The organism is Massilia sp. CFBP9012 (assembly GCF_034045115.1).
Classification (GTDB): domain Bacteria; phylum Pseudomonadota; class Gammaproteobacteria; order Burkholderiales; family Burkholderiaceae_D; genus Telluria.
The window spans coordinates 188001-203502 of the sequence record NZ_JAXCWM010000005.1; the positions used below are offsets into that span (position 1 = coordinate 188001).

The window sequence follows — 15502 nt, forward strand, 5'->3', positions numbered from 1 at the left end:
CCGTTTCATGCCTGACGTGGGGGAAAATGGCATGCCAGTAAGGTCAAGTTTCGATGTTATATTCGTTAAACGGCTTATGAGGGGAACCGTTTTGCTAAAATAGTGGATTGACCAGTTTTGCCGGTCGCCTCCTATTTTACCGCCTCCGCTGCCAAATACCATGAGCCAACCATCTAATGTTTCTCTCTCCTACCGCGACGCGGGTGTCGACATCGATGCCGGTGACGCCCTGGTCGAAGCCATCAAGCCGCTCGCCAAGCGCACCATGCGCGAAGGCGTGCTGGGCGGGATCGGCGGCTTCGGCGGTCTGTTTGAGATCAGCAAGAAGTTCAAGGAACCGGTCCTGGTCTCGGGTACTGACGGCGTGGGCACCAAGCTCAAGCTGGCGTTCGAGCTGAACCGTCACGACACGGTCGGCATCGACCTGGTCGCCATGAGCGTCAACGACATCCTGGTGCAGGGCGCCGAGCCGCTGTTCTTCCTCGATTACTTTGCTTGCGGCAAGCTGGACGTGGCCACCGCCACCGCCGTTGTCTCGGGCATCGCCAAGGGCTGCGAAGAGTCGGGCTGCGCCCTGCTGGGCGGCGAAACCGCCGAAATGCCGGGCATGTACCCTGACGGCGAATACGACCTGGCCGGCTTCGCCGTCGGCGCAGTCGAAAAATCGCAGATCATCGACGGCAGCAAGATCATCCCGGGCGACGTGGTGCTGGGCCTGGCGTCGTCGGGCATCCACTCCAACGGCTACTCGCTGGTGCGCAAGATTATTCAAGTGGCCAAGCCCGACCTCGAATCCGATTTCCACGGCCGCAAGCTGTCCGACGTGCTGATGGCGCCAACCCGCCTCTACGTCAAGCCGCTGCTGGCGCTGATGGCGTCGATGGAAGTGAAGGGCCTGGTGCACATCACCGGCGGCGGCCTGGTCGAGAACATCCCGCGCGTGCTGCAGGATAAGCTCACCGCGGTGCTGGACGCGTCGTCGTGGACCATGCCGCCGCTGTTCAAGTGGCTGCAGCAGCACGGCGGCGTGGCCGATGCCGAGATGCACCGTGTGTTCAACTGCGGCATCGGCATGACCGTGATCGTCTCGAAAGAAAACGCCGATGCGGCGTTCGCCCAGCTGGAAGCGGCCGGCGAGACCGTGTACCGCATCGGCGAGATCCGCGCCCGCGAAGAAGGCCAGGCGCAGACCATCGTCCTGTAAGCGCATGACGTTCCCCGCAACGCCGGCCGCCGTCACCGACGAGGAGCGGCGCTTGCGGACCGGCCACCGCGGCGCGGTGGTCTGGATCACGGGTCTTTCCGGCGCCGGCAAGACCACCCTGGCCGAAGCCCTTGAGCGCGCCCTGTTCGAACGCGGCTGCAGTGTGTTCGTGCTCGACGGTGACAAGGTGCGGGGCGGCCTGTGCGCCGACCTCGGTTTCTCTCTCCCCGAACGTTCCGAAAACATCCGCCGCATCGGCGAGGTCGCGCGCCTGTTCTGCCAGAGCGGCCAGATCGTGCTGGTGTCCGCCATTTCTCCGCTGCGTGCCGACCGGCAGCGCGCCCGCGCGCTGGTGCCGGCGCCGCACTTCATTGAAGTGTATTGCCGCTGCCCGCTCGCCGTATGCGAACAGCGCGACCCCAAAGGGCTGTATCGCAAGGCGCGCGCCGGGCAGCTGCCGGAATTCACCGGCGTATCCTCGCCCTACGAGGCGCCGGAAGCGCCCGAGGTGCTGGTCGACAGCGCCGCCTCGACGGTGGGCGAGGAAGTCGCCAGGCTCCTGGAAGAACTCGCGCGGCGCGGAATCATCGGCGCCGCCTGAACGCGCGTCCGGTCAGCGCGCGGCGCCGCTGCCGATGTGCTTGTCGAGGAATTTCTCGACCCGCGTATAGAAATCGATGCGGTTCTTTTCCAGTGCCCAGCCGTGGCCTTCTTCCGGATACTGGACCCATTCGACCTGCTGGTTGGTGCGCATGACCGCGTCGCGCAACTGCGTGCCGTGGTTGAGCGGCACCCGCTCGTCGACCCCGCCGTAGGCCAGCAGCAGCGGCCGCGTGATGCGCGCCGCCTGCTGGATCGGCGAGGTCGCCTTGAAGCGCTCCGCGTCCTTGACCGGGTCGCCCAGCATCTGCGGCAGCGTGTAGGCCTTCAACTCGTCGGTCGCATCCGAGCTGTACACCCAGCCATTGTCGAACAGCAGTCCCAGGTCGGTGACGCCGACCCAGTTGATCCCGCACTTGTACAGATCGGGATCGTTGACCAGGCCCATCAGGGTGGCATAGCCGCCGTAGCTGGGGCCGGCGATGCAGATGCGCTGCGGATCGACGATGCCCTTGGCGATCGCCCAGCGCGCGCCGTCGGCGAGATCGTCCTGCATCCTGAGTCCCCATTGCTTCAGGCCGGCCTGGAAGTGGTGGGCGCCGAAGCCCGTGCTGCCGCGAAATTCTGGCTCGAGCACCGCGTAGCCGCGCGAGGCCAGGAACTGCGATTCCGGGTCCCAGCCCCAGGATTTGCCGCGCACATAAGGGCCGCCGTGCACCAGCACCACCAGCGGCAGGCCGCCGGGCTTGGCGCCGGCGGGCAGGGTCAGCAGGGCGGGAATCTCGAGTCCGTCGCGCGCCTTGTAGCGCACGAATTCCTGGCGGGCCATCTGCGCGGGAACGATGCCGGGGCGGGTGTCGGCGACCTTGTTCACTTGCCCGGTCTGGCGGTTGTACAGGTGGTAGACAGCCGGAATCCGGTCCGAATACGAGGCCACCAGCGCCCACGGCGAATCGGCCTGGGCCGGCACCGACAAGACGTTGATGGTGGCCGGCAGCGCCTTGTCGACGGCTGCCTGCAGGGTTTTCATGCCCGCATCGAACCATTCGTTCGAGACCGCATCGGTGCGTAGCGTCATGCCCAGGATCTTGTCGCGGTTGACCACCAGGCTGCCGTCGATGTCGTAGCCGGCCGCGCTCAGCAGCGGCTCGGCGCCGAGCTTGCGGGTGGCCACATCGTAGGCGTACAGCGAGGTGAACTTGCTGCCGCCGCGCGCTACCACGTACAGCGTGCCGTCCGGGCCGAAGCCGACCGGCTGGACCATGTTCTGGCCATCGCCGAAACTCGCGTAGCTGGCCAGCTCGCGCCAGCTGCCGTCGCCGGGCTCGCGGTAATGCAGGGTGATGCGGCCGTCCTCGCTGGTGCTGGCCAGGCGCGGCTCGCCCTTGTGGTCGAGCAGCCAGCCTTTGGCGTTGCCCGGACGCGGCACGGCCTGGGTCGAACCGGTGCGGGTATTCAGGCGCAGCAGATTCACGTAACGGACTTCGCGCTTCATGTCCAGCACCGGGCTGATTACGTAGACGTGGTCCGAATCCTGGGCGCCACGCTGGCCCAGCATATAGGTATGCCAGGGCAGCAGCCGCCGGCCCTTGGGGCTGGCGGTGACGAGGCCGCCGCCGGTGCGCTCGGCCAGTTGCACGAATTGCGCGCCGTCGCGGTCCACCGCGTACAGGCCGGGCGCCTTGGTGGTGTCGCCCAGGCCGACGTTGCGGTCGCGGGTATTGAAGATCAGGCGCTCGTTGTTGACCCACTCGAAATCGCCGACGTCGGCATCGTTGTACGAGGCGACGATCTTGCCGCTGTTGTTCTGCAGGTCGACCACGACCAGGAAGTCGCGCTGGCCCTTGGTGGACGAGCGCGCCGCCAGGTGGCGGGCGTCGGGCGACAGCTTGGCGCCGCCGAAGGCGGCATTGGCGAAGAAGGCGGAGATCGGTGGCGGCGTGGCGGTGGCCGGCGCCTGGGCCAGGGTTGCAGGCACAGCGCACAGGGCAGAGGCGGCCAGGGCGACGGCGCATGCGGCGCGGGTAAATACAGACATGTTTTTCCGTGAAAAGATTGTTTTTATAGGGCCGGTGATGGCATGGCCTAGCCTAGCATTTGCTACCAGGGAAAAATCTCATCAATCCTCACGCCTTGATACTTTGTCACCTGACGAAATTGATAGGTCGGTACAAAAACCAACAAAATCGTACCGAACTTGCAAAAAACGACTTCTGAATATGCAGAATTCGTTGCTGCCCAGCTATTTTTCTAGGATCATCAAGGATATTTCGGTCACAGGACGCCTGCCGCGTCCGTTCGTCTCTTCATGACTTCAAGTATCGCTGTTCAGGAGCGCAAGTTCCACTTTATCTCCGGCCTGCCGCGCTCCGGCTCGACTTTGCTGTCGGGCATCCTGCTGCAGAATCCGCGCTTCCATGCCGGCATGAGCAGCCCCGTCGCATCGCTCTGCAATGCGGTACTGGGCCAGGTCAGCGCCAGCAGTGAGTTCGCGTCCGTCGTCAGCCGCGACAAGCGCCGCGCACTGCTGCGCGGCCTGTTCGATTCTTATTACCAGGACGCTGGGCGCGAGGTCGTGTTCGACACCAGCCGCTCCTGGTGCGCGCGCATGCCGCTGGTGCGCGACCTGTTTCCAGAGGCGAAAGTGATCGCCTGCGTGCGCAGCGTGGCCTGGATCATGGACAGCTTCGAACGCCTGTACCGCGCCAATCCGTATGAACACACGCGCCTGTTCGGCAGCGCCGGTGCGCGTGGCACCGTGACCAGCCGCCTGGAAGGCCTGGGCCAGCACGACGGCACCGTCGGCCATCCCTGGGCCGCCCTGCGCGAAGCCTTCTATGGCGAGCATGCGTCGTCGCTGCTGCTGGTCGACTACGAGCTGTTGGCAAGGGCCCCTGCCAAGGTCATGCCGCTGATTTACGACTTCCTGGGCGAACCGCATTTCGCGCACGACTTCGACAACGTGGAGTATGACGCCGAGGAATTCGATGTCCGGCTCGGCGCGCCCGGGCTGCACAAGGTGCGCTCGCGGGTCGAGTACAAGCCGCGCCAGACCATCATCCCGCCCGACCTGTTTGACCGATTCAACAAGATGTCCTTCTGGACCGATACGGCCGGCAGCGCCGCCAATGTGATCGCGCCGCAGAGCGCACAACAAGGAAAGCAAGCATGACGTCCAAACACCAGCAGGCCGCCCTCGGTGAATTGTTCATCGCATCGACACCGAACCCGGCCATTGACGCTGCCGTATTCAGCCAGACCGTACCGGAACTGGCAATTGCCGCCGCGCGCAAGGAAATCGTCTTCATCGAACGCGACGTGCCGGACATCGACACGCTGATCCGCGGCTTTGGTGCCGACAAGGAAATCGTCATTCTCGACGCCGCCCGCGATGGCTTGCGCCAGATCGCCGACGCTCTGGAAGGACGCAGCGGCATCGATGCCTTGCATGTCATCTCGCATGGACAGCAAGGCAGTGTCAGCCTCGGTTCACTGATGCTGGGCGCTGCCGACGTGTCAGCGCATGCCGCCGACTTGCAGGCGATCGGCCGCAGCATGGCCGAGGGTGGGGACATCCTGCTGTATGGCTGCAATGTGGGCGCCGGTGATGCGGGCCTTGCGCTGGTCGGCAGCCTGGCTGCTGCCACCGGCGCCGACGTGGCGGCGTCGAACAACCTGACTGGTGACGCCGCGCAGGGCGGTGACTGGGTATTGGAAATTGTGAGTGGTGACGTCGACACCACGGCAGTGGTCGATCCGGCACTGGCGGCGTCTTACCAGCGGACGTTGGCGGGCACGGGAATTTCGGCCATTATTAATTTTCAGAGTTTCGCCAATTTCGCTAGTGACGGCAGCGAAACCAATCCCGGCATAGATATTTTGTACAGGGTAAATAACGACGCCGACTACTTGCTCAAAATCGACGGCCTCACCAAGGGTATCTTCAATTACGACAAGGGTTACATTAGCAGTGACTTGGGTGCTCAGGGCGAGACCGCCATCTCCTTTTCGTTCGAGAATGAACAGATATTTACGCCGAAATCCATTCGCGTGGCGAACTATGAGACTGGCAGCTTGGGCCAGGATCTCATCTTCATCGCCTACGATGCGAACGGGAATCCGATAGGCAGCCCCCAGACGGTGAGTACCCCGGATTACCCATCAGATAGCGACGTCACGTATGAAATATTGAACTTTGTTGGACTGGTCGGGATTTCCAAGCTTACTGTGAAAGCCGACCCGTCGTCGAACGGCGGAAAGATGATCTACCTCGCGTTCGATGACTTCGAACTGGTCGATATCAAACCGCCAGGTCCGCCGGAGCCGGTAGTGACGTCCGTCTCGTCCACCAACGCGAACGGCGCCTACGGAGTTGGCCAGGACATCTTCGTGACCGTTACCTTCGACCAGGCTGTGACCGTGGCCGGCGGCATTCCGACCCTGCAGCTCGAGACTGGTGCTACCGACCGCCTTGCGCTGTACGACAGCGGCAGCGGCAGCAATACCCTGACCTTCAAATACACGATCCAGTCCGGCGATAGCAGCACCGACCTCAATTACTTCAGCACCGGTTCGCTCAGCCTAGCCGGCGCCACCATCAAGGGAAGCAACGGCGGCGCCGACGCGTCGCTGGTCCTGCCTGCCCTGAATACTGCGGACTCACTTGGTGGCGGCAAGGCCATCGTCATCGATACCCTGGCGCCGACGCTGGCCATCTCCAGCAACGTCCCCGGTCCGCTCAAGATTGGCCAGACCGCAGTGATCACCTTCACGTTCAGCGAACAGGTCAACGGCTTCGAGCGCAGCGACGTCCAGGTCAGTGGGGGCACGCTCGGCAACCTGACCGATAGTGGTAATGGCAGGTCCTGGACCGCCACCTTCACACCGACCGACGGCGTGAATAACGGCGAGGCCAGCATCACAGTGGAAGCCGGCAGATACACGGACGCAGCCGGTAACAACGGCGGCGCCGGCTCTTTGTCGTCGATCACCTTCGACACACTGGCGCCAGGCAAGCCGGCACAGCCGGTCCTGCAAGCAGCCAGCGACACCGGCGTCGTGGGCGACAACATCACCAGCGACAGCACCCCGACATTCTCTGGCGGTGCCGGCAGCGTCGAAGGACTCGCCACGGTGCGTGTGTACGCCGGTGCCACCCTGATCGGCCAGACCACCGCGAATGCCGACGGCAGCTGGGACGTCACCAGCAGCGTGCTGGCCAGCGCCAGCTACCAGGTCACCGTCGTGGCCAGCGATGAGGCCGGCAACGCCAGCATCGCCTCCAACCCGCTCTCCCTGGTCATCGACACCTTTGCGCCGGGCGCGCCGACGCTGCCAGTGTTGGCGACCGGCAGCGATAGCGGCGTCAAGAACGACAATATCACCAATGCCGTCACCCAGACCATCGGCGGCGCAGCCAACAGCGCCGAAGGCGGCAGCGTGATCACGCTGTACAGCGGCGGCGTCGCGATCCCGGGCGCAAGCACGACCGCCAACCTCGACGGCAGCTGGTCGATCGACCTGCCGCTGGCCCATGGGTCGCACGCGATCACCGCCCGCGCCACCGACAAGGCGGGCAACACGGGCGGTGCTTCTCCAGTGCTGACGCTCACGGTCGACCGCGTGGCGCCCGACCAGCCGCAGGCGCCGCTGCTGCACGCCGACAGCAATAGCGGATCGAAGGTCGATACGATCACCAACGACCGCACCCCGACCTTCTACGGCGTGGCTCGCAGCGTCGAAGGCGGCGCCACGGTCAACCTGTACGCTGACGGCGATTTCATCGGCAGCACGGTTGCCGCGGCCAACGGCAGCTGGTCGCTCGAGGTCAACCAGCTTGGCGGCGCTACCCATGCCATCACCGCCGAGGCGGTCGACGTCGCGGGCAACGTCAGTGTCGCTTCCAGCGGCACGTCGGTTACGATCGACTTTACCCCGCCGACGGCGCAGGTCGATAAAGTGAAGTTCTCGGACGACACCGGTGCGCGGGCCGACGATTTCGTGACCAACAAAGCGGACCAGGTGGTGTCCGGCGTACTGACGGCGCCGCTCGCACAGGGCGAATGGGTCGGCGTCTCGATCGATAACGGTGCGAGCTTTACCCAGGCCGGCATCGATGCGGACGGCGTCGCGTGGTCGCTCGCCGGCGTACAGATCACGGGCACGGGAACGCTGGTGGTGCGCGTATTCGACGCCGCCGGCAATGCCGGCGAGGCGTTCAGCCATGCCTACGAATACGATGCGGCTGCGCCCGGCAAGCCATCCGCGCCGGACCTGGCCGAGGCATCGGATAGCGGCGACGACGACCAGGACGATATCACCGGCGTCACCATGCCCACCTTCACCGGCACCGCCGAGAAAGACGCGACCATCACCCTGTACGCCGATGGGAACGTGGTCGGCAGCGGCAAGGCCGACACCGACGGCAAGTGGAGCGTCACGGTCGACGAGGCGCTGGAGGGGGGCGACTACGACTTCACGGTCAGGGCGACTGATCTCGCCGGTAACCAGGGCGTTGCCTCGGACGCGCTCGCCGTCACGATCATCACCGCGGCGCCGGACACGGAAAACCTGACGTTCACCCTCAGCGCCGACAGCGGCATCGGCGGCGACCGCATCACGAACGTCGCCAGCCAGACGCTGGAAGGCACGCTTTCCGCCGCGCTCGCCAGTGGCGAGAAGGTCGAGGTCTACCTCGACGGAAAATGGCGGGACGCCGAGGCCGTGGCCGGCGATACGACATGGTCCCTGGACGCGACCCTGAAAGAAGGTGAGCACGAGGTGGAAGTACGCGTCATCAATGCGATCGGTAATGCCGGTCCGGTGGGGAAATACGCATACACGCTCGACACCGAAGCCCCGACCGTCGAGATCACGAGCGACAAGCCCAAGCTCAAGGCCGGTGACACCGCCACCATCACCTTCACCTTCAGCGAAGATCCGGGAGTGACATTGTCCAGCGAGGTCATCACGGTGACTGGCGGCACACTGTCGGCAGTCAGCGGCAGCGGCCTCGAGCGCACTGCTGTCTTCACCCCGAACGTCAGCCAGAACGGCGGCAGCGCCAGCATCTCCATCGATGCGGGTCTGTTCACCGACCTGGCCGGCAATGACAGCGCGTCCGCGTCGCTGACCTCGCTGACCTTCGATACCCTGGCGCCGGCTGCGCCCTCGGCGCCGGTGCTCGCCGTCGTCAGCGACACCGGCGTCGCGGGAGACGGCATCACGGCCAACGACCGTCCAACCTTCACCGGCACCGCTGAATCGGGCGCCACGGTGGTCCTGTATGACGCACGGGACAATGTGATCGGCACTGGTACGGCCGTCGATGGCGCATGGTCGATCGCGCCGGTGGCGGCACTGGGCGAAGGGAAGCATACGATCAGCGCGCGCGCGGTCGATGCGGCCGGCAACGAGAGCGCGGCAGCAACCGGTGCCGAGATCACGATCGACTTCACGCCACCGACCTTGTCCATCACCAGCGATGTCGCCAAGCTCAGGATCGGCGAAACCGCGACCATCACCTTCACCTTCAGCGAGGATCCGGGCAACAGCTTTACCAAGGCCGACATCCAGCTTTCGGGCGGCACGCTGGGCGACCTGACACGGGATGGCCTGACGTTCAGCGCCACCTTCACGCCGGACGATAACGTCGACACGACCACGGCCAGCATCACGGTCGGCGCGGGCGCCTACGTCGACGCTGCCGGCAACAACGGCGGCCCGGGCCTGTCGCCGACGCTGGTGCTCGACACCAGGGCGCCGGCGGCGCCGTCCATCCCCGACCTGGTGGCCGAGTCGGACACCGGCAGCGAGGACGACGACGACATCACCGGCGACACTACCCCGACCTTCAGCGGCACGGCCGAAGCCGGCTCCACGGTCACGCTGTTCGCGGGAGAACGGGAGATCGGATCGGTCGTCGCGACCGACGGCACCTGGCGCATTGCCAGCGATGTCGCGCTGGTCCAGGGCAAATACGACATCACCGCGGTCGCGACCGATGCCGCGGGCAATGCCGGTCCGGCGTCGGCCCCGCTGAAGCTCGAGATCGTGACCGACGCGCCGACCACCAAGGCAACCAGCCTCAAGTTCTCTGCCGATACCGGCACCTTCCAGACCGACCTGGTCACCAGGACCGCGGCGCAGATCATCAGCGGCGAGCTCGATGCGCAACTGAAGGCCGGCGAATACGTCGAAGTATCGGTCGACGGCGGCAAGCACTGGAGCCGCGCGAGCATCGATGCCGAGAATTGGTCGATCGGCACCGCGCTGCTCGCGGGCGAGGATTCCGTGGCGGCGCGGGTGGTCAACGCCATCGGCAACGCCGGCGAGGAGTACTCCAGGGACTACCGTCTCGACACCCTGGCGCCGAGCGTGACGATCACCAGCAATGTGAGCGCAGTCAAGCGCGGCGAGAGCGCGACCATCACCTTCACGTTCAGCGAAGATCCAGGCGCAACCTTCACCTGGAACGGCGCGGCGGGCGACGTGGTGGTGAGCGGCGGCGTCCTGTCGGCGATCAGCGGCAGCGGCGCCACGCGCACGGCCACGTTCACGCCGGCCGATGGTTTCGAAGGCAACGCCAGCATCACGGTCGCCGCCAGCAGCTATGCCGACCTGGCCGGCAACCTGGGCACGAACGGCGTGACGCCGGCGCTGGCGATCGACACCAAGGCCCCGGACGCGCCGGCCGTGCCGAAGCTGGCCGCCGGCAGCGACACCGGCGAGAAAGGCGACGGCCGCACCGAGAGCACCACCCAGGTCATCGAGGGTGGCGGCGCGGATCCGGGCGCCATGGTCTACCTGTACAACGGCAACCAGCGGATCGGTTCCGGCCAGGCCAACTCCGACGGCGTGTGGAGCATCGAAGTCTCGCTGGGCGGCGGCGCCCATGCCCTGACCGTGACCCAGGATGACAAGGCCGGCAACGAGTCGGTCAAGAGCGCTCCATTCCAGTTGACGGTCACGGTATCGAATCCGGACCCGGAGCCCAATCCAAACCCCAACCCGAATCCGCAACCGAATCCGCCGGCCGTGGTCGACGGCATGCCGGTCACGACCACGCCGGTCACGCTGCCGGGTGGCGTGAGCGGCACCACGGTCGCCGTGCCGATCGTCACCGGCAGCCGCAACGAGACCGACGGCCAGGCCAGCCTGGCCGACATCCCGCTGGCTTCCAGCGGTGGCCAGACCCAGTTGCTGGCGCAGTTGCCGGTAGGTTTCGGCTTGTCGTCGAGCGGCGCCAGCGTCGGCGCCGCGAGCGGGCTGGAATTCCTGATCGCCTCGATCAGGGCGGCTACCCCGACCCATGCACCGGACGACCAGGGCCATCTGGTCCAGAACGGCACCTCGTTCCTGCAAGGCCTGAGCTACAGCTCGCTGCTGGTGCATACGGTCAAACCGGTCAGCAATCCTGGCACGACCGATGCGCTGGTCCTGACCGGTTTCAATCCGTCCGGGGCCCAAGGCACCGCGCTGGTGATCGAAACCGCGGGCCTGGCAAACGGCGCGTCCATCGAACTGGTCGATGTCGACTTCGCGGCCCTGGTCGGCGCGGCGACGGTGTACACCGGCAGCGTTGGCGCCATCCTGGCCGGCGATGGCGCCAGCCAGCACTTCACGGTCCTGGCGGGCAACAACAACGGCGTGTTCGCCGGCGGCGGCAGCGACCTGCTCACCTTGGCTGCGGGCGCGCCCGTGGATGCGGGTTCGGCCAGCGGACGCGCCAGCGCACAGCAGGCCGCGGCCAGCGGCGTCACCACGCTGCACGGCGGCCAGGGCGGCGACGCGGCCAGCTTCGCGGGCGTGCGCGGCGATTACGACATCGAGGCGCACAACGGCTACCTGGTCGTGAGCAGCAAGGCGGCGCCGGATGCCAAGGCGCTGGTGGTCAACGTCGAGGAACTGCGCTTCGGCGACGGCAATGTCGCGGTCGAGAACGGCGCGGGCCTGAACACGCTGGCCGGCATGTACCAGACCGTGTTCGGCCGCCAGGCCGACCTGTACGGTTTCGAGTACTGGGCCGACCACCGCGATAACGGCCTCAGCTGGGGTACGATCGCGCTGGAACTGATCGCGTCGAGCGAACGCGTGGCGCAGCATGGCGACTTCAATGGCGACGCCGCCAACGATATCGGCTTGCTGTACCAGGCGCTGTTCAACCGTGAAGCCGAGGCCGAAGGACTGGCGTTCTGGAGGGCGGCAATGGAGGAGCGCGGCATGACCCTGGAGCAGGTCGCCACCAGTTTCGTCGAGTCGGCCGAGATGGTGGGTCACCAGCGCGGTGTGCTGGACTGGGACTTCCTGGTGTAAGCGGCGGGAGGCGGGCCTCAGCCCGTCCGGCCCAGGCGCAGCGCTTCGAGCTGCGCATACAGCGGCGCCAGCATCTCGAGCAGATGCGGCGCCGCTGGCGTTTGCGGGGCCGGGTCGCCGGCGAACGGCGCCAGCCCCGACTTGGCGTGGAAGGCGGCGCGCGTGCGCAAGCCTTGGTGCTGGGCCGGCGTGCAGGCAATGCCGAGTTCTTCCAGCAGTTCATCCCATACGACAGACGGCAACTGCCGGTAGTCGAGCAGTCTCAGTTCGTGCGCGTGTTCCCGCGCCGCGCCGAAGATATGCTCGAGCACGCGCGCGCACCAGCCGTCCAGGTCGGCCGGCGCCAGGCCGGCGCCGAACTCGACTGGAAACACCAGGCCTGGCACCATCTGCCGGCCGCGCTGGCGCGCATGCGAAGCCAGGATCGCCCGCGGCTCGCGGTACAGGAACCAGAACGGCACGCCGGGAAAGGCGGCCCGCAGCAGCGGCAGGTGGCGGATATGCCAGCAGTCGAGCTTGACGATGACATGGGTTTCGGAATGGCGCTGCTGGCCCAGCGCACCCATCAGCCGGCGCAGGCCGGGCGCGGCGATTTCCGGCGGCGCGGAGCCGTAGCGGATGAGGAAATCGTCGATGACGGTCGGTTCGGACAGCACCACGCATTGCGGCAGGCTGGCCAGCATCTGGGACAACAGTGTCGAGCCGCAGCGCGACGCGTGAAAGACGAAAACGCTGGGAGGGACTGCCGGACCGGTGCGCTCGAGCCAGTCATGCGGTGTGTGGCAGACGCGCCGTTCGGCGCGTTCCTGCTCGATCAGGGTATCGGCGAAAAAGGGCGCCGTGAAGCGCCCGGGAAGGTATCGCCAGCCGACTTCGTCGCCGTCCAGCGCGACCGGAAACCAGTCGCGCAGCGAATCGAGCGTGCCGGGATCGACCTTGGGCCAGCGCAGCCAGCCGTCATGCCTCAGTACCGATCCAGGCTGCGTCATCGCTCAGTTGCGCGCTGGGTAAATGCCAGAGACGCAGATAATGAAGTTCATGCCGAGCGAGGGCTGCAACACGCTGAACGTGGCCTGAGTGACGAAAGGAATCTGGAGCGCAGTCGGGGCGACGGTGGAGTTGTTGGTGGTGGCGGTGACGCTGCCGGTCACCTTGGTCGTCACGCTGGTCGGGTCCATCTCTACGTCTAGGGTTTTGCCGGTGACGTAAATATTGCCGGCACCGCTACCACCTCCAGAACCACCCAGGGCGCTGTTCAGCGCCGGAGCGGGAGAGCCTGGGCCGGTCGAGCAGGCATGCAGGGTCGACGTGGCGCCAAACTGGTCACCCGCGATCGTCACCGTGTGATTGTGCGGGGGCAGGTTTGCGGCGGTGAGCATGGTGCTGGCCGTGCCGGCCGAGTTCGCCGTCACATTCGGGGTGCCAAATTGCTGCGCCTGAAGCACGGTCATACCGATCGGCGACGCGCCCATGCCCACCAGGGTGCGGGCGCGCAGGTCGGGCAGGGCGAAGGTGTTGACGCCATCGCCACCATACTGGACGCCGAGCAGCGCGAACAGCGCCGAGTTCTGCTGGATGGAGATAAGCTGGCCCTGGCACAGCATCCAGCCACGCGGTGCGAACGTGAACGCCACCGGCATGATCGTTCCTATAAAAGCTTCCATTGACATCCCCTTTTTCAGATTTGTACATCATGTAGAGTAGTGCGGTTCGTATTGCCGCTTCGTGGCGCGCATCGCTCGATGCCCAAATGCGCGTTGGAGCATCCTAGCATCGAAGTTTCCTTGAAGTCACGAATTTAAAGCCAGGTATGTTAGCCGGGTTGCCATGGCCTCGGCCGCCGGTGTACCAAGCGCGCGCAACTGGCTGATCACATTATCGACATTGGCATCGGTGATGACTGGGTCGCCATACTTCGGCCCCGGCGGAGCCCGCCATCCCGCATCCTCGAACAGTGTGCGCAGCCAGGGATTGGGCACGCAGTCGAGCACGAGATGAATGCGCGGCTGCCCACTGTCGTTGCGCACCGCGTGCAGGCAACTGGCGTTCATGTACCAGGTGGCGCCGGCGCCGAAATGCACGTCTTCGCCGTCGAGCGTGAACAGTACGGCCGGATCGGTGGCGATCGGTACGTGCAGCCGCGCCAGGCCATCTTCGAAGGCGCCGCCCGGATCGCGATGCGGCTTGATGCGCGCCCCCGCGTCCAGCGCCATCAGGCGCACCGACTGCTTGTCGCAGGCGAAACTGTCGATCACCTGGCGCAGATAAGGGCAGCGCAGCAGCAACGGCGTGTCGGTGAAGCCAGGCGCGTCGCCTGCATGGATGTCGTCCGGGCGCCCGCTGCTCGAGCGCAATGCGATGCTGGTCCAGCTGCCCTGATGGGCCTGGTCGTTGTAATGGGCTTGCCAGTGCAGGGCCAGTGCGGTGTCGAGGTCGGCGCGCAGGCGCTCGACGTCGAATACGGGCGCCAGCCGCAGCCAGCGCGTGACGTCGTCCGGCGCGCCGCTCATGCCGGCTGCCAGCGCATTTCGTGGCGCAGTTCGTCGCTGTCCACGATCGCGAAACCGGTGCGCTGGTACAGGCCGATGGCGGTGACGTTGCTGCGCATCACGGACAGGCCGATGCTGGCGCCGCGCGACCCGGCGCGCTGCTGCAACGCGAGGAGGGCGGCGCGCGCCAGGCCACGCCCGCGAAGCGCCGGCAGCAAGGCCAGGTCGACCAGGCGCCAGTGCGCGCCGGTGGCGTCGAACACGATGCGACCGGCTGGTTCGCCGGCGTGTTCCAGGATCAGCACCTCGGCATCGGGAAAGACGCTGCGGCGGCCCTGTTCGTGCGCATCCTGCTGCATCGCAATCAGGTTGTCGACCATCGCCAGCGGCAGTGGCAGGGCGCGCAGGTCGTCGCGCGTCGACGCGTACAGGGCGCATGCGAAGGCGGCATCGTCCCTATCGGCATTGCGCAGGCGCAGGGGGTGAGGTAGCGTATACATGCGGTATTCTGAAACGAGACAGCGTCATCATGCCTGCATGGTCGCGTTGCCACAACCATCAAGGCGCTCAATCCATGGATTTTTTTCTTGCACAGTTCGAGCCCCTGGTCGGCACGGACTTCACCGTCCAGACTTCGCAGGGTCCTTTTACCCTGAAGCTGGTCGAAGCCGTCGAGCATCCGCGCCGCGGCTTGCCAGAACACCTGCGCACGCCGTTGTCGCTGATCTTCGACGGCCCTCCCGATGTCGTGCTGGCGCATGACAGCTACCAGATCGCCCATCCCGAGCTGGGCACCCACGTGCTGGACATGGCGCCCGTGCTGCCTGGCGCCGGCGCGCCGGGACGCGGACCGCAGTATCAGATTCTGTTCTCCTGAGGGGATGCGGCCGCACGG

Annotated in this window: 10 protein-coding genes; 5 read left to right on the forward strand and 5 right to left on the reverse strand. The window is 65.8% G+C overall.

Annotation, left to right across the window (positions count from 1 at the left end; translation table 11 throughout):
* Nucleotides 1-160: 160 nt before the first annotated feature.
* Together purM and cysC are read left to right on the forward strand one after the other, a co-directional pair.
* The gene (gene purM / locus SOM61_RS09945; RefSeq protein WP_320473936.1) at nucleotides 161-1204 is read left to right on the forward strand and encodes a phosphoribosylformylglycinamidine cyclo-ligase; all 1044 of its coding nucleotides are present in this window, start codon (nucleotides 161-163) and stop codon (nucleotides 1202-1204) included.
* 4 nt (nucleotides 1205-1208) lie between these two features.
* Nucleotides 1209-1805 carry an adenylyl-sulfate kinase gene (gene cysC, locus SOM61_RS09950; RefSeq protein ID WP_320473937.1) on the forward strand — a complete coding sequence of 199 codons (597 nt, stop codon included), beginning with the start codon at nucleotides 1209-1211 and terminating at the stop codon, nucleotides 1803-1805.
* Between the two features lie 12 nt (nucleotides 1806-1817).
* On the opposite strand, the gene SOM61_RS09955 is transcribed toward cysC, so the two are convergent.
* Nucleotides 1818-3842 (reverse strand): S9 family peptidase, encoded by a 2025-nt coding sequence (locus SOM61_RS09955; protein ID WP_320473938.1) that lies wholly within the window; start codon nucleotides 3840-3842, stop codon nucleotides 1818-1820.
* Nucleotides 3843-4112: 270 nt separating this feature from the next.
* On the opposite strand from SOM61_RS09955, the gene SOM61_RS09960 reads away from it, so the two are divergent.
* Both SOM61_RS09960 and SOM61_RS09965 read left to right on the forward strand, forming a co-directional pair.
* Nucleotides 4113-4976, forward strand: coding sequence for a sulfotransferase (locus SOM61_RS09960; RefSeq protein ID WP_320473939.1), 864 nt, complete (start codon nucleotides 4113-4115; stop codon nucleotides 4974-4976).
* Nucleotides 4973-12118 (forward strand): Ig-like domain-containing protein, encoded by a 7146-nt coding sequence (locus SOM61_RS09965; protein WP_320473940.1) that lies wholly within the window; start codon nucleotides 4973-4975, stop codon nucleotides 12116-12118. The genes SOM61_RS09960 and SOM61_RS09965 overlap by 4 nt, the downstream gene beginning before the upstream one ends.
* Before the next feature lie 17 nt (nucleotides 12119-12135).
* On the opposite strand, the gene SOM61_RS09970 is transcribed toward SOM61_RS09965, so the two are convergent.
* From SOM61_RS09970 to SOM61_RS09985, 4 genes are all read right to left on the reverse strand, one after another.
* A complete protein-coding gene (locus SOM61_RS09970; RefSeq protein WP_320473941.1) occupies nucleotides 12136-13107 on the reverse strand; it encodes a hypothetical protein in 972 nt (323 codons plus the stop codon).
* Nucleotides 13108-13110: 3 nt separating this feature from the next.
* Nucleotides 13111-13782, reverse strand: a complete 672-nt coding sequence (locus tag SOM61_RS09975; protein ID WP_320473942.1) for a phage tail protein — start codon at nucleotides 13780-13782, stop codon at nucleotides 13111-13113.
* A gap of 126 nt (nucleotides 13783-13908) precedes the next feature.
* Nucleotides 13909-14628, reverse strand: coding sequence for an aspartyl/asparaginyl beta-hydroxylase domain-containing protein (locus SOM61_RS09980; RefSeq protein ID WP_320473943.1), 720 nt, complete (start codon nucleotides 14626-14628; stop codon nucleotides 13909-13911).
* Nucleotides 14625-15107: a GNAT family N-acetyltransferase gene (locus tag SOM61_RS09985; RefSeq protein ID WP_320473944.1), complete on the reverse strand. Its 483-nt coding sequence runs from the start codon at nucleotides 15105-15107 to the stop codon at nucleotides 14625-14627. Before SOM61_RS09985 ends, SOM61_RS09980 begins: the two co-directional genes overlap by 4 nt.
* A gap of 74 nt (nucleotides 15108-15181) precedes the next feature.
* Here SOM61_RS09985 and SOM61_RS09990 point away from each other — a divergent pair, with 74 nt between their 5' ends.
* Entirely contained in the window at nucleotides 15182-15484 is a 303-nt protein-coding gene (locus tag SOM61_RS09990) for a DUF6916 family protein (protein WP_320473945.1), read from the forward strand.
* The last annotated feature ends 18 nt before the right edge of the window (nucleotides 15485-15502 follow it).